Origin of the sequence: Amycolatopsis kentuckyensis (assembly GCF_041679295.1) — a bacterium.
GTDB lineage: Bacteria > Actinomycetota > Actinomycetes > Mycobacteriales > Pseudonocardiaceae > Amycolatopsis > Amycolatopsis kentuckyensis_A.
Genome location: NZ_JBGDMD010000003.1, coordinates 825,764 through 847,209, shown reverse-complemented (window position 1 = coordinate 847,209; position 21,446 = coordinate 825,764). Strand labels below are relative to the sequence as shown.

The 21,446-nt window shown below is 72.9% G+C and carries 6 protein-coding genes; 5 read left to right on the top strand and 1 reads right to left on the bottom strand.

Annotated elements, in window-relative coordinates:
* Positions 1 to 49: 49 nt before the first annotated feature.
* From ACERZO_RS15550 to ACERZO_RS15535, 4 genes are all read left to right on the top strand, one after another.
* A complete protein-coding gene (locus ACERZO_RS15550; RefSeq protein WP_372665337.1) occupies positions 50 to 18,082 on the top strand; it encodes a non-ribosomal peptide synthetase in 18,033 nt (6,010 codons plus the stop codon).
* A 2-nt stretch (positions 18,083 to 18,084) separates the two neighbouring features.
* Positions 18,085 to 18,501, top strand: coding sequence for an aspartate 1-decarboxylase (gene panD, locus ACERZO_RS15545; protein ID WP_372665336.1), 417 nt, complete (start codon positions 18,085 to 18,087; stop codon positions 18,499 to 18,501).
* A 67-nt stretch (positions 18,502 to 18,568) separates the two neighbouring features.
* Positions 18,569 to 19,591, top strand: coding sequence for an ABC transporter substrate-binding protein (locus tag ACERZO_RS15540; protein WP_372665335.1), 1,023 nt, complete (start codon positions 18,569 to 18,571; stop codon positions 19,589 to 19,591).
* 10 nt (positions 19,592 to 19,601) lie between these two features.
* Positions 19,602 to 19,811 carry an MbtH family protein gene (locus ACERZO_RS15535; protein WP_372665334.1) on the top strand — a complete coding sequence of 70 codons (210 nt, stop codon included), beginning with the start codon at positions 19,602 to 19,604 and terminating at the stop codon, positions 19,809 to 19,811.
* 46 nt (positions 19,812 to 19,857) lie between these two features.
* Here ACERZO_RS15535 and ACERZO_RS15530 read toward each other — a convergent pair whose 3' ends face one another.
* Positions 19,858 to 20,466 (bottom strand): dihydrofolate reductase family protein, encoded by a 609-nt coding sequence (locus tag ACERZO_RS15530; protein ID WP_372665333.1) that lies wholly within the window; start codon positions 20,464 to 20,466, stop codon positions 19,858 to 19,860.
* A 75-nt stretch (positions 20,467 to 20,541) separates the two neighbouring features.
* On the opposite strand from ACERZO_RS15530, the gene ACERZO_RS15525 reads away from it, so the two are divergent.
* Positions 20,542 to 21,411 carry a LysR family transcriptional regulator gene (locus ACERZO_RS15525; protein ID WP_372665332.1) on the top strand — a complete coding sequence of 290 codons (870 nt, stop codon included), beginning with the start codon at positions 20,542 to 20,544 and terminating at the stop codon, positions 21,409 to 21,411.
* Positions 21,412 to 21,446 lie beyond the last annotated feature (35 nt).

The following is a 21,446-nucleotide window of genomic DNA, read 5'->3' as shown; positions in this document are numbered from 1 at the left end:
GTTGGCGCCCCACTCGGGGCGTCTTGAGCAGCGGGAGGCTGGTCTACCGGTGAGCAACGGTGACGCTGTGCAGCAGGTGGCGGAGCTGGAATTCTGGCGTGACCGCCTTGCTTCGGCGCCGAAGGAGCTCGCGCTGCCGGTCGACCGCCCGTACGCCGCGGAGCCCGTCCGCGCCCGGCTGGCCCGGCCCCGGCCGGACGCCGACGAGCTGACCCTCCTCTCGGCGTTCGTCGTCCTCCTGTCCCGGTACGCGGGCACCGCCGACGTCGTCCTCGGCATCGGCTCGCTGACCCCGCTGCGGATCGACCTCGGCGGCTCGCCCGGTTTCGCCGACGTCGTCACGCGCGTGCGTGACGCGCGCGAAGAAGCACTGGCGCACGAAGTCCCTCTGGACGAGCTGGTCGCCGAGCTGAAGCCGGAGCCCGGTCGCGGGGGATCAGTGCTCGTCAGCGTCGGCTTCGGCGCCGTGACGGACCTCCCGCTCGACCTGAACCTCCGTATCGACGACGGCGAACTCGTCGCCGACTACCGCGCCGACGCGCTCGACGAGTCCACAGTGGACCGCATGCTCGGGCACCTGGGGAACCTCCTGTCCGACGCGCGGCAGCGTCCACAGTGGCCGGTCGAGCGGCTGGACCTGATGAGCGCAGCGGAACTTCGGCAGCTGCTGGAAGAGTGGAACGACACCGACCTCGACACGCCGTTGTCGACGCTTCCGGACCTGTTCGCCGCTCGCGTCCGGGAGGCGCCGGACGCCGTGGCGCTCGTCTTCGAGGACGAGGAACTGACCTACGCCGAACTGGACGCGCGCGCGAACCGGCTCGCCCACGTCCTCATCGCTCGCGGGGCCGGGCCGGAACGGGTCGTCGCACTGGCCGTGCCGCGCTCGGTCCAGATGATCGTGGCCGAGCTGGCCGTGCTCAAGGCCGGCGCCGCGTACCTCCCGCTGGACCCGGACTACCCGGCCGAGCGCCTCGCGTTCATGGTCGCCGACGCCCGTCCGGTGTGCGTGCTGACCACAGCTGACCTGGCGGAGCACTTCGAGAGCCCGGTCCTCCTCGACGACCTGGACCTCGCGTCGGCGCCGGACACCGAGCCACGAGCAGCGATCGTCCCGGCGAACGCGGCCTACGTCATCTACACCTCCGGCTCCACCGGACGGCCCAAGGGCGTCGTCGTGTCCCACGCCGGGGTCGCGAAGCTCGTCGCGACGCAGTCGCAGCGGTTCGGCATCGGCCCGCACAGCCGGGTCCTGCAGTTCGCGTCGCCCAGCTTCGACGTCGCGTTCTGGGACCTGTGCCTCGGCTTGCTTTCGGGCGGGCGCCTCGTGGTCGTGCCCGCCGAGCGGCGCGTGCCCGGCCCCGAACTCGCCGAGTACGCCCACGCCCACGGCGTCGACTTCATGATCCTGCCGCCCGCGCTGCTCGCCGAGTTCCCCGACGACTGCGACCTGCCGCGCGACAGCGTTTTGCTGGCCGGAACCGAGCGCGTGTCGCCGGAACTCGTCCGGAGGTGGGCGCCGGGCCGCCGGATGTTCAACGCCTACGGCCCGACCGAAGCCACGACCAACTCGACGCTCGGGCTCTGCGACCCGGACATCGCGCCCGGCTCGGCCGTGCCGATCGGCGTCCCGGACCCGGGCACCCGCGCGTACGTCCTCGACGCCTCGCTCGCGCCGGTCCCGGTCGGCGTCGCCGGCGAGCTGTACCTCGCCGGCTCCGGCCTGGCCCGCGGGTACCTCGGCCGCCCCGGTCTGACGTCGGAACGGTTCGTGGCGGACCCGTTCGGTTCGGGCGACCGGCTCTACCGCACCGGCGACCTCGTGAAGTGGCTGCCGGACGGCCGGCTGGTGTTCCTCGGCCGGGCCGACGACCAGGTCAAGATCCGCGGCTACCGCATCGAGCTGGGCGAGATCGAGTCGGTGCTCGCCGAGCACCCGCGCGTCGGCCAGTCGGTCGTCGTCGCCCAGGACGGCCGGCTCGTCGCCTACGCCGTGCCGCTGCCCGACCGCGACCAGGCGGCCGAGCAGGGGCACGTCGAGGAATGGCACGCCGTCCACGAAGAGATGCTCGCCGGCTCCACCGGCATCGAAGAGAACTTCGCGGGCTGGAACTCCAGCTACGACGGCTCCGACATCCCCCTCGAAGAGATGCGGGAGTGGCACGCGGCGACGATCGACCGCATCCGGTCCCTCGCGCCGAAGCGGGTCCTGGAGATCGGCGTCGGCAGCGGGCTCATCCTCTCGCGGATCGCCCCGGACGCCGAAACCTATTGGGGTGTAGACCTTTCCGAGAGCGCGATCGAGAACGTCCGGCGGGAGGTCGCCGCGACGCCGTTCGCCGGCCGGGTGCACCTCGCCGCCCGCCCGGCGCACGACCTGGGCGAGCTGCCGGCCGAGCCGTTCGACACGGTGATCATCAACTCGGTCGCGCAGTACTTCCCGAGCGCCGACTACCTCACCGAGGTCGTCCGGACCGCGGCCGGCCTGCTGGCGCCGGGCGGCACGATCTTCCTCGGCGACATCCGCAACCTCCGGTCGCTGCGGGCGTTCCGCACCGCCGTCGAGCTGCGGCACGGCCGCGCCGACGTGGCGGGAGTCGACCAGGCGATCGCGCGCGAGGGCGAGCTGGTGCTCGATCCGGACTTCTTCCCGGCCCTCGCCCGCGGCCTCGACGGCTTCGGCGAAGTCGACCTCTGGGTGAAGCGCGGCCGGGCGCACAACGAGCTGACCCGGCACCGCTACGACGTCGTCCTGCGGAAGGCGCCGAAGCCGGAGCCGGTCGACGAGCAGGTCGTCGCGTTCGGCGATCTCGGTGCGGTGGAACGGTTCCTGGCCGCCGAGGCGCCGGACCGGCTGCGGGTCACCGGCATCCCGGACGCGCGGCTGTCCGGCGAGCTGGCGGCCGCACGTGCCCTCGACACCGGCGATCCGGCCGCCGCTCGCGAGGCGCTCGAGCGGCGCGACGGTGTCGACCCGGAGGACCTGCACCGGCTCGGCGGCACCGCCGGCTACCGGGTCGCGGTGACCTGGGCCGCCGAGGGCGGTGTGCTGGAGGCCGTCTTCTCGAGGGGGGAGGACGGCCAGACCTACCGTCCCGGGCGGCAATCGGGCCCGCCGGCGTCGTATGCGAACAACCCGGCGGCGCGGCGGGACACCGGCGCCCTGGTCGCGTCGCTGCGCGCGCACGTGCGGGACCGGCTGCCGCTGTACATGGTGCCGTCGGCGTTCGTCGTGCTCGACAAGCTGCCGGTGCTGGCGTCGGGCAAGCTCGACCGCAAGGCCCTGCCCAGCCCCGAGCGGTTCGCCGCCGGGCCGGGCCGTGCCCCGCGCAACCCCGTCGAACAGCTGCTGTGCGAGATGTTCGCCGACGTCCTCGGTGTACCGCAGGCGGGTCCGGACGACGACTTCTTCGCCCTCGGCGGGCATTCGCTGCTCGCGACCCGGCTGATCCAGCGCATCCGCGCGGCCGTCGGCGCCGAGGTGCCGGTGCGGGCGGTGTTCGACGCGCCGACCCCGGCCGCGCTCGCCGAGCTCCTCGCCGGCGCGGTGACCGGCACCGAGCGGCGCCCGCTCACCCGCGTCGCCGACCGGCCCGAGCGGCTGCCGCTGTCGTTCGCGCAGCAGCGGCTCTGGTTCCTGCACGGCCTGGAAGGCGGCTCGGCGACCTACAACGTCCCGCTCGTCATGCGGCTGGCCGGCGAACTGGACGTCGAGGCGCTGCGGGCGGCGCTGCACGATGTCCTCGACCGGCACGAGGCCCTGCGGACGGTCTTCCCGACCGCCGACGGTGCGCCGTACCAGGAGATCCTGGCCGACGCCGTGGTGGACCTGACCGTCCGCGAAGTGCCGGAGTCCGAAGTGGACGCGGAGGTGAACACGCTCGTCCGCGGCGTGTTCGACCTCGGCGCCGGCGTCCCGGTGCGGGCCGCCCTGCTGACCGTCGACGAGCGACGGCACGTGCTCGTCCTCGTGGTGCACCACATCGCCGCCGACGGCTGGTCGTTGACCCCGCTCTGGCGGGACATCGCCACGGCCTACCGCGCCCGGCTCCGCGGTGAGAATCCACAGTGGACGCCGCTGCCCGTGCAGTACGCGGACTACACGCTCTGGCAACGGGAACTCCTCGAAGCCGAAGAGCCCGCGCAGCTGGACTACTGGCGCCGGACCCTCGACGGCCTGCCCGAGCGCATCCCGCTCCCGCTCGACCGGCCGCACCCGGCGGTGTCCGCCTACCGCGGCGAGTTCTTCACCTTCACGTGGGACGCCGATCTTCAGTCCGGGCTGACCGAGCTAGCCCGCGCGTGCGGCGCGAGCCCGTTCATGGTCGTGCACGCCGGCCTGACCGCGCTGCTGTCGCGGCTCGGCGGCGGGACCGACATCCCGATCGGCACGCCGATCGCCGGCCGGACCGACCCCGCGCTCGACGACCTCGTCGGGTTCTTCGTCAACACCCTGGTGCTGCGGGTGGACACCGCCGGCGATCCGTCGTTCCGCGACCTCGTGGCGCGCGTCCGCGACCGCGGCCTCGACGCGTACGCCCACCAGGACGTCCCCTTCGAGCGCCTGGTCGAAGCCCTGAACCCGGCGCGTTCGCTCGCGCACCACCCGCTGTTCCAGACCATGCTCGCCTGGCAGAACACCCCCGGCGCCGGCGTCGAGCTGCCCGGGCTGACCGTCACCGAGCGGCCCGTCGGCACCGGCACGGCCAAGTTCGACCTCTGGTTCTCCTTCACCGAGCGAGCCGACGGCCTCCACGGGCAGGCCGAGTTCAACGCCGAGGTCTTCGACCACCCCACCGTCGCCGGTCTGCTCGACCGCCTCGAAGTCCTGCTGCGCCAGGTCGTCGCCGCCCCGGACCGCCGCCTGGGCGCGCTGGACGTCCTCACCCCGGCCGAGCGCGGAGGTCTCGAAAGGACCTGGTCCGGCGCGCTCGAAGACGTCCCCGCGGTCACCGTGCCCGAGCTGTTCGCCGCTCAGGTCGCGCGGACCCCGGACGCCACCGCGCTCGTCTTCGAGGACGACGAGCTGACCTACGCCGAGCTGGACGCCGTCTCGAACCGCCTCGCGCGCGTCCTCGCCGATCGGGGCGCGGGGCCCGAGCGCGTCGTCGCGCTGGCCCTGTCGCGCTCGACGCACCTGGTCACGGCGATCCTCGCGGTGCTCAAGACGGGCGCGGCCTACCTGCCGCTCGACCCGGGCTACCCGGCCGACCGCATCGCGTTCATGCTCCAAGACGCGCAACCGGCGCTGGTCCTCGCGACCGCCGATGACCTGCCGCGGCTCGACGGAGTCTCGGACGCGCCCCTCGACGTCGTACTCCGGCCGGAGAATCCGGCCTACGTCATCTACACCTCGGGCTCGACCGGCCGCCCCAAGGGCGTTGTGGTGCCGCACGCGGGCATCGTCAACCGGCTGCTGTGGATGCAGGACGAATACGGCCTGACCGGCGACGACCGCGTCCTGCAGAAGACGCCGTCGAGCTTCGACGTCTCCGTTTGGGAGTTCCTCTGGCCGCTGATCACCGGCGCCACCGAGGTCATCGCCCGGCCCGACGGCCACAAGGACCCGGCGTACCTGGCCCGGCTGATCCGCGACCGCGGCGTCACGACCGTCCACTTCGTCCCGTCGATGCTCCAGGTGTTCCTGCAGGAGCCGGCGGCGGGGGAGTGCACGAGCCTGCGCCGGGTCCTGTGCAGCGGCGAAGCCCTGCCTGCCGACGCGGTTGTCCAGTTCGGTCAGGTCCTCGACGCCGAGCTGCACAACCTCTACGGCCCGACCGAAGCCTCGGTCGACGTCACGTCCTGGCGCACGTCCACCGAGGACACGTCCGTCCCGATCGGACGTCCGGTGTGGAACACGCGCACCTATGTCCTCGACGCCGCCCTGCGGCCGGTGCCGCCGGGCACCGCCGGGGAGCTGTACCTCGCCGGGGTCCAGCTGGCCCGCGGTTACCTCGGGCGCCCGGGGCTCAGCGCGGAACGGTTCGTCGCCGACCCGTTCGGCGCGTCGGGCTCCCGGATGTACCGGACCGGTGACCTGGCCCGGTTCCGCCCCGACGGTGTCCTCGAGTTCCTGGGCCGGGGGGACGAACAGATCAAGATCCGCGGGTTCCGCGTCGAGCCCGGGGAGATCGCGGCCACGCTCGCCGCGCACGACGACGTCGCGCACGCCGTGGTCGTGGCCCGGGAGGACCGGCCCGGCGACGTCCGCCTGGTCGGGTACGTCGTGCCCGCCGAACTGTCGCCATCGGACGAGGCCGAGCAGGTCGGCGAATGGCGCGAACTGTACGACTCGATGTACGCAGGCGCCGCCGACGAGTTCGAGGGCTGGAACTCCAGCTACACCGGCGAGCCGATCCCGCGCGACGAAATGCGGGAGTGGCGGGACGCCATCGTCACGCGCATCCGCGACCTGAACCCGCGCCGCGTGCTGGAGATCGGCGTCGGGACCGGTCTGCTGCTCACCGAGCTGGCCCCGCACTGCGAAACCTACTGGGGCACGGACTTCTCCGCCGAGGTCATCGCGTCGCTGGGCCGCCGGGTCGAGGCGGACCCCGTGCTCGCCGATCGCGTCGAACTGCGCACCGGCGACGCCGCGGACCTGTCCGGCCTGCCGTCCGGGTTCTTCGACACCATCGTGCTCAACTCCGTCGTCCAGTACTTCCCGAGCGGGACGTACTTGCTGGAGGTGCTGCGCGGGGCCCTCGAGCTGCTCACGCCGGGTGGGTCGCTGTTCGTCGGCGACGTCCGCGACCTCCGTCAGGTGCGCGCCTTCCACACGGCGGTGGCCGAAGCGCGCGGGGGCGACGTCGAGCAGAACCTCCTGCGGGAAAAGGAACTTCTCGTCGCACCCGAGTTCTTCGCCGGGCTCCCCGAGGTCACCGCGGACATCCGGGTCAAGCGCGGCCGGGCGGTCAACGAGCTGACCCAGTACCGCTACGACGTGGTCCTGCGTCCCGGTTCGGCCACGGCACCCGAGGTGCCCGCCTTCGTGTGGGGCACGGAGCTGTCCACTGTGGACGAGGTCACCGGGCCGTGCCGGATCGAACGGGTTCCGAACGGCCGTACCGCACCGGGCGGGGTGAACCCCGAAGACTGGTACGCCTTCGGTGACGCGCACGGCTACCGCACGGTCGTCACCTGGTCGGCCGCCAGCGACGGCTCGGTCGACGTCCTCTTCACGACCGGGGACCCGGCCGGCGCCTTCCGGCCCGGCACCGGCCCGCTGCTGTCCTACACCGGCAACCCCGGCCGGTTCCGCCGGATCAGCACGCTCACCGCGGACCTGCGCGCCCTCGCAACCGACCGGCTGCCCGAGCACATGGTGCCCTCGGCGATCGTCGTCCTCGACGCACTCCCGGTGACCGCCAACGGCAAGCTCGACCGCCGGGCCCTGCCCTCGCCCGACCCGGTCGCCCCGACCTCGGACCGCGAGCCGCGCAGCCCGGTCGAACGCCGGCTGTGCGAGCTGTTCGCGGACGTCCTCGGCCTGCCGCGAGTGGGCCCGGACGACAGCTTCTTCGCCCTGGGCGGCCATTCGCTGCTGGCCACCCGGCTGATCGCCCGCATCCGCACGACGCTGAACACCGAGCTGGAAGTCCGTTCGGTCTTCGAGACGCCGACCGCGGCCGGCCTGGCCGCACTGGTCGGCACCGCAACCGGCGTCGCGCGGCCGCCGCTCGTCCCGGTGGAGCGGCCGGCGCTGGTGCCGCTGTCCGGCGCGCAGCAGCGGCTGTGGTTCCTGCACCACCTCGAAGGCCCGTCGGCCACCTACAACGTCCCGCTGATCATGCGGCTCGAAGGCGAGGTCGACGTCGAGGCACTGCGGATCGCACTGTCCGATGTGGTCGCCCGACACGAGGCCCTGCGGACCCGCTTCCCGCAGCACGACGGCGTGCCGTACCAGGACGTCCTCCCGGCCGCCGAGGTCGACCTGCCCGTGCGGCCGGTCACCGACCTCGACGCCGAACTGACCGGGCTCGTCCGCGGCTCCTTCGACCTCGAGCGCGAAGCGCCGATGCGCGTGGAGCTGCTGCGGCTGAGCGAGCGCGAGCACGTCCTGGCCCTGGTGTTCCACCACATCGCCTCCGACGGCTGGTCGATGGCCCCGCTGTGGCGGGACATCGCGACGGCCTACGCGGCCCGTCGCGCCGGTGAGACTCCACAGTGGACGCCACTGCCGGTCCAGTACGCGGACTACACGCTGTGGCAGCAAGATCTGCTCGGCAGCGAGGACGACCCGGACAGCGTGCTCAGCACGCAGCTGGACTACTGGCGCGACACCCTCGACGGCCTGCCCGACCGCATCGAGCTGCCGCTCGACCGGCCGCACCCGGCCACCGCCACCTTTCGCGGCGAGCTGCACACCTTCGCGTGGGACGCCGACCTCCACGCGCGGCTGGCCGAGCTGGCCCGCGAATCCGGCGCGAGCGTGTTCATGGTCGTGCACGCGGCGCTCGCCGCCCTGCTGACCCGGCTCGGCGCGGGCACCGACGTCCCGATCGGCTCACCCATCGCCGGCCGCACCGACTCCGCGCTGGACGACCTCGTCGGGTTCTTCGTCAACACCCTGGTGCTGCGGGTGGACACCGGCGGCGACCCGACGTTCCGGGACCTCGTCGCCCGCGTCCGCGAACGCAACCTCGACGCCTACGCCCACCAGGACGTCCCGTTCGAGCGCCTGGTCGAGGTGCTCAACCCGGCGCGGTCGCTGTCCTACCACCCGCTGTTCCAGGTGATGATCGCCGGCCAGAACAACGCGCGCGCCGAAGTCACCCTGCCCGGCCTGACGGTCACCGAGATCCCGGTGACCACCGGGACGTCGAAGTTCGACCTGTCGATCTCGCTCACCGAACGCGAGGCCGGGATCGCCGGCGTGCTGGAGTTCAACGCCGACGTCTTCGACCACGCCGGCGCGAACGCGATCCTGCGCCGGCTCGAAGTGCTGCTGCGCAAGGCGCTCGCCGAGCCGGACCGCCCGGTCGGCGCCCTCGACCTCCTCGCCGGGGACGAGCGCGACCGGATCCTGACGGAGTGGGCCGGTTCGCTCGACCCCGCCGGCACCGAGACGTTCCCGGGCCTGTTCGCCCGCCGCGTGGCCGAAGCGCCGGACGCCGTGGCGCTGGTCTTCGAGGACGTCGAGCTGACCTACGCCGAGGTGAACGCCCGCGCGAACCGGCTCGCGCACCTGCTCCTCGAGCGCGGCGCCGGGCCCGAGCGCGTGGTCGCGCTGGCCGTGCCCCGGTCCCTCGAAATGATCATCGCCGAGCTGGCGGTGCTCAAGGCCGGCGCCGCCTACCTGCCGGTCGACGTCGACTACCCGGGCGATCGGATCGCCTACATGGTCGACGACGCGCGCCCGGTCTGCGTCGTGACGACGCGGGAGATCGACGTCAAGCTGCCCGCGGACGTTCCCCGCGTGCTGCTGGACGACCCGGCGCTCGCCACGATGTCCACAGTGGACCCGGACGTCGTGGTCAAGCCGGAAAACGCGGCCTACGTGATCTACACGTCCGGCTCGTCCGGCCGGCCCAAGGGCGTCGTCCTCCAACATTCCGGTGTCGCCAAGCTGGTCGCGACCCAGGTCGAGCGGTTCGGGATCGGCTCGCACAGCCGGGTGCTGCAGTTCGCGTCGCCGAGCTTCGACGTCGCCTTCTGGGACCTCTGCCTCGGCCTGCTCTCCGGCGGCAGGCTGGTCGTCGTCCCGGCCGAGCGGCGGGTTGCCGGGCCCGCGCTGACCGAGTACGCGCACCAGCACGCGGTCGACTTCATGATCCTGCCGCCCGCGCTGCTCGACGCGATGCCCGCGGACTGCGACCTGCCGCGCGACAGTGTCCTGCTGGCCGGCACCGAGCGCGTGTCGCCGGAACTCGTCAAGAGGTGGGCGCCCGGGCGGCGGATGTTCAACGCCTACGGGCCGACCGAAGCGACGACCAACTCGACGCTCGGCGAAAGCGATCCGGTCGAGCTGGCGGACGCGACGGTCGTCCCGATCGGCATCCCCGACCCCGGCACCCGGGCGTACGTGCTCGACGCCGGGCTGCGGCCGGTCCCGCCCGGTGTGGTCGGGGAGCTGTACCTGGCCGGGTCCGGCCTGGCCCGCGGATACCTCGGGCGCGCCGCGCTGACCTCGGAACGGTTCGTCGCGGACCCGTTCGGCGACGGCGGCCGGCTCTACCGCACCGGCGACCTGGTGAAGTGGCTGCCCGACGGACGGCTGGTGTTCCTGGGCCGCGCCGACGACCAGGTCAAGATCCGCGGCTACCGCATCGAGCCCGGCGAGATCGAGACCGTCATCGCCGAGCACCCGGCCGTCGGCCAGTCCGTGGTGATCGCCCAGGACGGGCGGCTCATCGCCTACGCCGTCCCGGTTGCCGGCCGCGACGAAGAAGCGGAACTGGACCACGTCGGCGAATGGCGTGAGCTGCACGAGAACGTGTTCACCGAAGCCGCCTCCGGCGGCCTGGAGGAGAACTTCACCGGCTGGAACTCCAGCTACGACGGCTCCGAGATCCCCCTCGACGAGATGCGCGAGTGGCACGCGGCGACCATCGACCGGATCCGGTCGCTGCGGCCGAAGCGGGTGCTCGAGATCGGGGTCGGCTCGGGGCTCATCCTGTCCCGGATCGCGCCGGACGCCGAGGAGTACTGGGGCGTCGACCTGTCGGAGAAGGCGATCGTCAACCTGCGGCGCGAACTCGCGGCGACGTCGTTCGCGGGCAAGGTCCACCTGGCGGCCCGCCCGGCGCACGACCTCGGCGAGCTGCCGGCCGAACCGTTCGACACGGTGATCGTCAACTCGGTCGCGCAGTACTTCCCGAGCGTCGGCTACCTCGCCGAGGTGATCCGCACGGCCGCCGCGCGGGTCGCCCCGGGCGGCGTGATCTTCCTCGGCGACATCCGGAACCTGCGCTCGCTGCGCGCGTTCCGGACCGCGACCGAGCTGCGCCACGGCCGCCGGACCGCGGCCGCGGTCGACCAGGCGATCGCCCGCGAGGGCGAGCTGCTGCTGGACCCGGACTTCTTCGCGACGCTGGCCCGTGAGCTGGCCGGCTTCGACGACGTGGACCTCCGGGTGAAACGCGGTCACGCGCACAACGAGCTGACCCGGCACCGCTACGACGTCGTCCTGCGGAAGGCGCCGAAGCCGGCCGCGGTCGAGGAAACCGTCGTTCCGTTCGCGTCGCTCGACGAGCTGAAGCGGCTGCTGGCCGAACGCCCGGCCCGGCTTCGGGTCACCGGGGTGCCGGACGCGCGGCTGTCCGGTGAGCTGGCCGCCGTCGCCGCGCTCGCCGAGGGCGACGCCGACGCCGCAGTGTCCGCTTTGGACGCTGAGCCGTCCGGAGTGGACCTCGAGGAGCTGCAGGGCCTCGGCTACGGCTGCTACGCGGCGCCGGCGCGGCCAGGCTTCCTGGAAGTGGTGTTCACCACCGGCGAGCCGACGCGGATCCACCGGGGCAAGCCGGTCCGGGCCGCGCTGGAAACGCTGGGCAACCACCCGGCCGGCCGGCGGGACACCAGCGCCCTCGTCTCGGCCCTGCGCGCCCACGTCCGCGACCGGCTGCCGCAGTACATGGTGCCCTCGGTGTTCGTCGTGCTGGACCGGCTGCCGCTGCTCGCCTCGGGCAAGCTCGACCGGCGCGCCCTGCCGAGTCCGGACCAGCAAGCCGGCACCGCCGGCCGCGCGCCGCGGACCCCGGTCGAAGAGGTCCTCTGCGGGCTGTTCGCCGAAGTCCTCGACACCGCGTCGGTCGGCGTCGACGACGACTTCTTCGCCCTGGGTGGGCATTCGCTCATGGCGACGCGGCTGGTCGCGCGGCTGCGCGCGGTGTTCGGCGTCGAGCTGCAGGTGCGGTCGGTCTTCGAGACGCCGACGGTCGCCGGGCTCGCGGCCTTGCTGTCCACTTCGGACGCCTCCGTGGCCCGGCCCGCGCTGGAACGCGTCGAACCGCGGCCGGACGTGCTGCCGCTGTCGTTCGCCCAGCAGCGGCTGTGGTTCCTGCACCGGCTGGAAGGCGCGTCGGCGACGTACAACATGCCGACGGCGGTCCGGCTGACCGGCGACCTCGACGTCGCCGCGTTGGCGCTCGCCCTGTCCGATGTGGTCGGCCGCCACGAGGCCCTGCGCACGGTCTTCCCGGAAATCGACGGCGAAGCCCGGCAACTGGTGCTCGACGACGTCACGATCCCGTTGCCCACCCGCACGGTCACGGAGGCGACGCTCGCCGACGCGGTGTCCGAGGTGGCGCACACGGTGTTCGCGTTGGAGTCCGAGATCCCGCTGCGGGCCGAGCTGCTGCGCCTCGGTGCCGAGGAGCACGTCCTGGTGCTGGTGTTCCACCACATCGCCTCGGACGGCTGGTCGACCGCGCCCCTGTGGCGCGACCTCGCGACGGCCTACACCGCGCGGCAAGCCGGCGAAACTCCCGAGTGGACGCCGTTGCCGGTGCAGTACGCGGACTACACGCTGTGGCAGCGGGACGTCCTCGGCGAGCCCGTCATCGAGCCGCAGCTGGCCTACTGGCGTGAAACCCTCGCCGGCCTGCCGGAACGGATCGAGCTGCCGCTCGACCGGCCGCACCCGGCCGAAGCGTCCTACCGCGGTGAGCAGTTCGCCTTCGGCTGGGACGCCGACCTCCACAGTGGACTCGTCGAACTGGCCCGGGCCTGCGGCGCCAGCGTGTTCATGGTCGTGCACGCCGGGCTCACCGCGGTGCTCACCCGGCTCGGTGCGGGCACCGACATCCCGCTCGGCACGTCCATCGCCGGCCGGACCGACCAGGCCCTCGACGACCTCGTCGGGTTCTTCGTCAACACCCTCGTGCTGCGGGTGGACACCGGCGGCGACCCGACGTTCCGCGACCTCGTCGCCCGCGTCCGGGACCGCAGCCTCGACGCCTACGCCCACCAGGACGTCCCGTTCGAGCGCCTGGTCGAAGTGCTCAACCCGGCGCGTTCCCTGTCCTACCACCCGCTGTTCCAGACGATGCTGGCGTGGCAGAACAACGCCGTCGCCGACCTCGGGCTGCCCGGCCTGACCGTCGCGGAGGAACCGGTCCGCACCGGCACCGCGCGCGCCGACCTGACGTTCTTCGTCGGCGAGCGGCCGGGCACCCGGACCGGCATCCGCGGCACCGCCGAGTACAACAGCGACGTCTTCGACCGCGGCAGCGTCGAGGCGATCCTCGACCGGCTCCGGATGCTGCTCCAGGCCGTCGTCGCCGATCCGGACGCCCGGATCGGCGCGGTCGACCTGCTCACCGCCGCCGAGCACGAGCAGGCCGCCCCCGCGACGCCCCTGCCGGCGGAGACGACCGCGGAGCTGTTCGCCATCCAGGTGGCCCGCACCCCGGAAGCCACGGCGCTGGTGTTCGGCTCCGAGCGGCTGACCTACGCTGACCTCGACACGCGGGCCACGGCGCTCGCCCGGGCCCTGCTCGCCCGCGGCGCGGGACCCGAACGAGTCGTGGCCGTGGCGCTGCCGCGGTCGCCCGACCTGGTGGTCGCGCTCCTGGCGGTGCTCAAGACCGGCGCCGCCTACCTGCCCCTGGATCGGAACCACCCGGCCGAGCGCGTCGAGCTGATGCTCACCGATGCAGAGCCGCACCTGGTCATCGCCGAGGACGGTTTCGGGGACCGGCTGGTCCGCCCCGGGGACACCGGGCCGGCAGCGGCGTGGCCGTCGATCAGCCCGGACAACCCCGCGTACGTGATCTTCACGTCCGGCTCCACGGGACGTCCGAAGGCCGTCGCCGGGACCCAGCGTGCGCTGGCCAACCGCCTGTACTGGGGCCGGGACCTCGCCGGAGGCGTGCGCGTGGCCAAGAGCGCGCTGACGTTCATCGACGGCTCGACCGAGCTGCTCGGCGGGCTCGTCGCGGGCGATCCGGTGGTCCTGGCCGACGACCCGACGGCCACCGACCCGCACGCGCTCGCCGAACTGGTCCGGACGTCCGGCGCGCAGGTGCTGACCGTCGTCCCGAGCCTCCTCGACAGCTTCGCCGAGGACGGCGCGGCCGGCGCGTTCGACACCGTGACCACGTGGATCACCAGCGGCGAGCCGCTTTCCGGCGCACTGGCCGAGAAGGTCGCGAAGCGGTGGCCGACGGCGAAGCTGGTCAACCTCTACGGCTGTTCCGAAGCCGCGGGCGACAGCCTGGCCCAGGTCTGCGGGCCGGTGGCGATCGGACGGCCGGTCGCGAACACCCGCGCGTACGTCCTCGACGCCGCGCTGCGGCCGGTCCCGCCGGGCGTCCGCGGCGAGCTGTACCTGGCCGGCGCCGGGCTCGCGCGGGGCTACCTCGGCCGCCCGGCGCTGACGGCGGAACGGTTCGTCGCGTCGCCGTTCGAACCGGGGGAGCGGATGTACCGCACCGGCGACCTGGCCCGCCGCCGCGCCGACGGCGCCCTGGAGTTCCTCGGCCGCGCGGACCAGCAGATCAAGATCCGTGGCTTCCGCGTCGAGCCGGGGGAGGTCGAGGCGGCGCTGACCGCCTCGGTGGCCCGCGCGGCGGTGATCGCCCGCGACGACCGCTTGATCGCCTATGTCGCGCCGTCGGGCGACCCGGTCGCGTTGCGGGCATCGTTGGCCGCGCGGCTGCCGGACCACCTGGTGCCCTCGGCGATCGTCGTGCTGCCGGAGCTGCCGGTGAACGCCAACGGCAAGCTCGACCGCGCCGCGCTGCCCGACCCGGAGATCCGGACCTCGGGCCGCGTCGCGCGGACACCGGCCGAGCAGGCGCTGTGCGACCTCTTCGCCGACGTCCTCGGCGTGTCGCGGGTCGGCCCGGACGACGGGTTCTTCACCCTCGGCGGCCATTCGCTGCTGGCGACGCGGCTGGTCAGCCGGATCCGCGCGCTGCTCGGCGTCGAGGTGCCGATCCGGGCGGTGTTCGACGCGCCGACGCCGGCCCGGCTCGCGGAACTCCTCGACCCGGGCCGGGAAAGCCGTCCGGCGCTGGTGCCGGTCGAGCGGCCCGAGGTGCTGCCGCTGTCGTTCGCCCAGCAGCGGCTGTGGTTCCTCGACCGCCTCGACGGGCTGAGCGCGACCTACAACATCCCGTGGGCGTGGGAACTGACCGGACCGGTCGACGCCGAGGCGCTGCGGGTGGCGCTCGCCGACGTCGTCGCCCGGCACGAGATCCTGCGCACGATCCTCGCCGAGGACCACGGCACCCCCCGGCAGGTCGTCCTGGACCCGGGCGACGCCCGCGCCCGGCCGGTGCTGGTCACCGAGACGGCGACCGACCTCGACGAGAGCGTCACGGCGGCGGCGTCGTACTGCTTCACCCTGGACGCCGAAATCCCGATCCGCGCGACGCTCGTGTCGGCCGGCCCCGAGCGGCACGTGTTCGTGCTGCTGGTGCACCACATCGCGGGCGACGGCTGGTCGTTGCCGCCGCTGAAGCGGGACCTCGACACGGCGTACGCCGCCCGGCTGCGCGGTGAAAGTCCACAGTGGACGCCATTGCCGGTGCAGTACGCCGACTACACGCTCTGGCAGCGAAAGATGTTCGGCCGGGCCGACAACCCGGACAGCATCCTCGGCCGGCAGGCCGCGTTCTGGCGGGACACCCTCGCCGGGATCCCGGACGAGCTGGCGCTCCCCGTCGACCGGCCCCGCCCGGCGCGCTCGACGAACCGGGGCGCCGCCGTGCCGTTCACCGTGCCCGCCGAGGTCCACAGTGGACTTCGCGAGCTGGCGCACGGCAGCGACACCAGCACGTTCATGGTGCTGCAAGCGGCTCTCGCGGCCCTGCTCACCCGGCTCGGCGCGGGCACCGACATCCCGCTCGGCACCCCCGTGGCCGGCCGGACGGACCACGCGGCCGATGACCTCGCCGGGTTCTTCGTCAACACGCTGGTCCTGCGCACCGACACCGGCGGCGACCCGACGTTCCGCGAACTCCTGGACCGCGTCCGGGAGGCCGACCTGGCCGCGTACGCGCACCAGGACCTGCCGTTCGAGCACCTCGTCGAGCTGCTCAACCCGGCCCGGTCCCTGGCGCGGCACCCGCTGTTCCAGGTCATGCTCGCCGTCTACCACGCGGGCTCGGAGCCGGAACGGCTGCTCGGCCTCGACGCGGAGTACCGGGACACCGGGCTGCGGCAGGCGAAGTTCGACCTGTCGTTCGACCTCGTGGAAACGCCCGGCGGCATCGAGGGCGACCTCGAGTTCAGCCTCGACCTGTTCGACGAACCGACCGCCCGTACCCTCACCGAGCGCCTGGTGCGGCTGATGACGGCCGTCGTCGCGGACCCGGACCGGCCGCTGAGCCGGATCGACGTCCTCGAACCGGCCGAGCGGCACCGGATCCTGCGCGACTGGGGCGCGGGCGCGCCGCTGACGACGTCGGCGCCCACCGTGGTCGACCGGCTGGCCGCCCAGGTCGCGGCGACGCCCGGCGCGACCGCGTTGAGTGACGCTGCCGGCAGCGTGACGTTCGCCGAGTTCGCGGCGAAGACCGAGCGGCTGGCCCGGTGGCTGGCCTCGCACGGGGCCGGTCCCGAGCGGATCGTCGCCTTGGTGCTGCCGCGGTCCGCGGCCGTCGTCGAGGCGATCTTCGGTGTGTTCAAGACCGGGGCCGCGTACCTGCCGGTGGATCCGGACCAGCCGGCCGAGCGGATCGCGTCGATCCTGGACGACGCCGGTGCCGCCCTGGTCCTGACCAGCCGCGCGGTGGCCGCGCCGGTTCCGGGGGCGCTGTTCGTCGAGGACCTGCCTGAGAACACAGTGGACAGTTCCGTCGTCCTCACCCCGCCGTCGCCCGCGAACCCGGCGTACGTGCTCTACACCTCCGGCTCGACGGGCAAGCCCAAGGGTGTCGTCATCCCGCACTCCGGGCTGGTCAACCTGTTCCACAGCCACCGCGAGACGCTCTACCGCCCGGCGGTCGCCGCGGCCGGCGGGCGGCGGCTGCGGGTCGGGCACGCGTGGGCGTTCTTCTTCGACGCCTCCTGGCAACCGCAGCTGTGGCTGCTCGACGGGCACGAGGTGCACGTCGTCGACGACGACACGCGCCGCGACCCCGCCCGGCTCGCCGCGGTGGTGCGCGAGCGCGGGCTCGACTTCCTCGAGCTGACGCCGTCGCACTTCGCGCAGCTGGCCGCGGCCGGCGTCGTGGAAGACGGGAAGTGCGCCCTCGGGGTCGTCGGCGTCGGCGGCGAAGCCGTGTCGCAGACGCTCTGGGAGCAGCTGCGGTCGATGCCGGGTACCGAGGCGTACAACCTCTACGGCCCGACCGAGGCCACAGTGGACGCTCTCGTCGGCCGCTTCTCCGATTCCGACCGCCCTGTGGTCGGCCGCCCGGTGCACAACGCCCGCGCGTACGTCCTCGACGGCGGCCTCACGCCGGTCCCGGCCGGCGTGCCCGGCGAGCTGTACCTGGCCGGCGCCGGGCTGGCCCGCGGCTACCACGGCCGGCCGGCACTGACCGCCGACCGGTTCGCGGCCGACCCGTTCGGGCCGCCGGGGGAGCGGATGTACCGCACCGGGGACCTGGTGCGGTGGCGGCCGGACGGGCAGCTCGAGTACCTCGGCCGCACCGACGACCAGGTCAAGGTCCGCGGCTTCCGGATCGAGCCGGGCGAGATCGAAACGGCCCTGACCCGGCACGACGACGTCGAGCAGGCGCTCGTGGTCGTCCGCGAGGACCGGGACAAGCGGCTGGTCGCCTACACGACCCCGGCGACGGCGGATCCCGCGCGGCTGCGGGAGTTCGTGGCCCGGTCGCTGCCCGGATACATGGTGCCGGCGGCGATCGTCCCGCTCGACGCGTTCCCGGTGACGCCCAACGGGAAGCTCGACAAGGCCGCGCTGCCGGTGCCCGGGTTCGAAACCCGGGGCCGGGCCCCGGAAACACCCCTGGAGAAGACCCTCTGCGAGATCTTCGCGGAGGTCCTGGACGTCGGCGCGGTCGGTGCCGACGACGACCTGTTCGCCCTCGGCGGCCATTCGATGCTGCTGGTGGTCCTGCGCAACCGGATCACCGAGCGGCTCGGGACCGAGCTCCCGATCGCCGAGTTCTTCCGCACCCCCACGGCGGCCGGGCTGGCCGCTTTCCTGACCCGAGACGCGAGGTAGCAGTGCACCGCACCCTGATGAACGCCAAGATCCACCGGGCCACCGTCACCCAGGCCGACCTGCACTACGTGGGTTCGCTGACGATCGACGCCGACCTGATGGCCGCCGCGGACATCGTCGAAGGTGAGAAGGTCCAGGTCGTCGACATCACCAACGGCGCCCGGCTGGAGACCTACGCCATCACCGGCGACCCGGGTACCGGGGTCATCGGCGTCAACGGCGCGGCCGCGCACCTGGTGCACCCCGGCGACCTCGTCATCATCATCACCTACGCCCAGGTCGACGAGGCCGAGCGCGCCGGCCACCGGCCGCGCGTGGTGCACGTGGACGCCGACAACCGCCAGGTCCACTTGGGACACGACCCGGCCGAGCCGGTGCCCGGGGCGGAAGCGCAGCTGTCCGGCCGAGGTGGGCGCTGACACAGTTGCTTTCGGCAGGCTCCCCTAAATAAGGTGTGCCTATCCTAAAAGCTGGCGAGAGGTTCTCATGTCCGTGTTTCAAGGTGCTGGCCTCAGCCGGCGTGGATTCCTGATCGGCACCGGCGGGCTCGCCGCGGCCGCCGCCCTCACGGCTTGCGGCAGCAGCGACGACAAGGCCGCCCCGGCGTCCTCGGGCCCGTGGGAGTTCACCGACGACCGCGGGCAGAAGACCTCCCGCGACCAGCGTCCGGCGCGCGTCGTGGCCTACGTCAGCTCCGCGGCCGCGCTGTGGGACTACGGCGTCCGCCCGGTCGGCGTGTTCGGCCCGCAGAAGACGGCCGACGGCGGCAAGGAGATCCAGGCCGGCAACATCGACCTGAACGCCGTGACGTCGATCGGCAACGCCTGGGACGACTTCAGCATGGAGAAGTTCGCCGCCACCAAGCCCGACCTGGTGATCACCGGCCTCACTGGCGCCAAGCCGACCGACCTGTGGGTGCTCAAGGACGACCTCGGCCCCAAGGTGCAGCAGGTCGCGCCGATCGTCGCGCTCTCGGAGTACAAGGTCACGCTGCCGAAGGTGATCGAGCGCTACGAACAGCTCGCGGTCGCGCTCGGCGGCGACGCGAACTCCGACGTCATCAAGAAGGGCAAGGACGACTTCCGGAAGGCGTCCGACGACCTCAAGGCGGCCATCAAGGCCAAGCCGGGCCTCAAGGTCCTGGTCGTGTCCAGCGATAAGGACAACCTGTACGTCTGCAAGCCGGAGTTCTTCGCGGACCTGGCCTACTACCGCGACCTCGGCCTGGACATCATCAACGGCGCCGGCTCGGACGACTACTTCGAGACGCTCAGCTGGGAGCAGGCCGGCAAGTACCCGGCCGACCTGATCCTGACCGACAGCCGCACGTACGCGCTGTCGCGCCAGCAGCTGGCCGCCATCCCGACGTGGGCGCAGCTGCCCGCGGTCAAGGCGAACCAGCTCGCCGACTGGTCGACCGAACCCCGGTTCAACCCGGTGCTCGCGGCCCCGGTCATCCGGAAGCTGACCGAGGTCGTCACGGGCGCCCGCACGGACATCACCGCCTGAGGAGGCCCGCATGACCAACCCGTTCGAAGACCCCGACGGCACGTACCTCGTGCTGGTGAACGCCGAGAACCAGCACAGCCTCTGGCCGGAGTTCGTCGACGTCCCGGCCGGCTGGACGGTCGCGTTCGGCCCGGCGTCCCGCCAGGAGTGCCTGGACCACGTGGAAGCGAACTGGACGGACATGCGGCCCAAGTCCCTGGCCGACGCCATGGACGACTGAGTTCCTTTGCCGAGAACGCCGGGGCCCCATCGGGTTCCCGGCGTTCTCAGTGCCGTACGCGGTAGATCAGGTGCACGACGGACTTCGCCGCCCGCGCCTCGACCTGCTCGAGGTCCAGCGGCGGGACGCCGTCGAACAACCGTGAACCGGCGCCGAGCATCAGCGGGACCACGTGCAGCCGGATCTCGTCGATCAGCCCGGCGGCGAGGTACTGGTTGACGGTCTGCGCGCCGCCGTGGATGGAGATGTCCCCGTCTCCGGCCGCTTCGCGAGCGCGTTCGAACGCGGCCTCGATCCCCTCGGTGACGAAGTGGAACGTGGTGCCGCCGTCCATCGGCTGGGGCTCGCGTTCGTGATGGGTGAGGACGAAGACCGGGCCGTGGTACGGCGGGTTGTCGCCCCACCAGCCCGTCCACTGCCGGTCCCAGTCGCCGCGCACCGGGCCGAACATGTTGCGGCCCATGATGAACGCCTTCGCGGTCATCATCCGGGCGAACTCGCCGGGGTGCTGCTCGGCGCCTTCGCCGTACCAGGCGTGCAGCTTGTCGCCCCAGCCGTCGCCGCCGTCTTCGCCGAACGGGCGCTGCTCGGTCTGGTTGATGCCGGCGGCGTAGCCGTCGAGCGAGATCGTGAGGTCGCAGGTCACCTTCGTCATGGGCCCCAGCTTGCGGCGTTCGGCGCATGACGTCCAATGCCAAAACGGCCGCGAACGCATTGATAACGTTGATGAATGCTGAACCTGGTCCACCTCAAGGTGCTCGCCGCGGTGGCGCGGCACGGATCGGTGACCGAAGCGGCGCGTGAGCTGCACTATTCGCAGCCGTCGGTGAGCCACCACCTGTCCCGGCTGGAGGCGGCGACCGGCGCGCAGCTCGTCCAGCGGATCGGCCGCGGCATCCGGTTGACGCCGGAAGGCCGGCTGCTGGCCCACCGCGCGGCGGAGATCGTGGGCCGGGTCGACGCGGCGGCCACCGAGCTGGCGGCGCAGGTCGGCCTGCAGGCGGGCGTGGTCCGGCTGGCCGCCAACGCGTCCACGTTGGCCACGATCGTCCCGAAAGCCGCCGCCGTGCTGGCCGAGGCGCACCCGGGACTGCAGCTGGGCCTCGTCGACGAGCACCCCGTCGAAGCGCTGCGCATGCTGCGCCACGGTGAGATCGACGTCGCCGTCGTCTTCAGCCACGCCGAAGCCCCCGTCGAGGAGGGATTCCGCCTGCGTCACCTCGGCGAAGACCCGATCCACCTCATCAGCCGGGAGGCCGGCGACCGCCTCGAAAACCACCGGGAATCCGGCTGGATCGGTGGGTGCCCGGGGTGCCGGGAGGAACTGGGCGCGGTGTGCGCGCGGGCCGGCTTCAGCCCGCGCGTCACTTCCTTCAGCGACGACATGGTCGTCGTGCAGTCGCTGGTCGCCGCGGGGGCGGGCGTCGCCATCCTGCCCGGGCTGGCGCTGGAAGCCCACCGCCGGCCCGGCGTGCACGCGACCGACACCGGCTTCCGCCGCCGGATCCACGCCGCCACCTACGGCGATCCGCCCGACCCGCCCGCGGTCGCGGCCGTGCTGGCGGCGCTCACGGACGCGGTGTCCGGCGCGCCGGCTTGACCGGGTGGCCGGCAGCTCCGCCCGTGAGCCGTCCG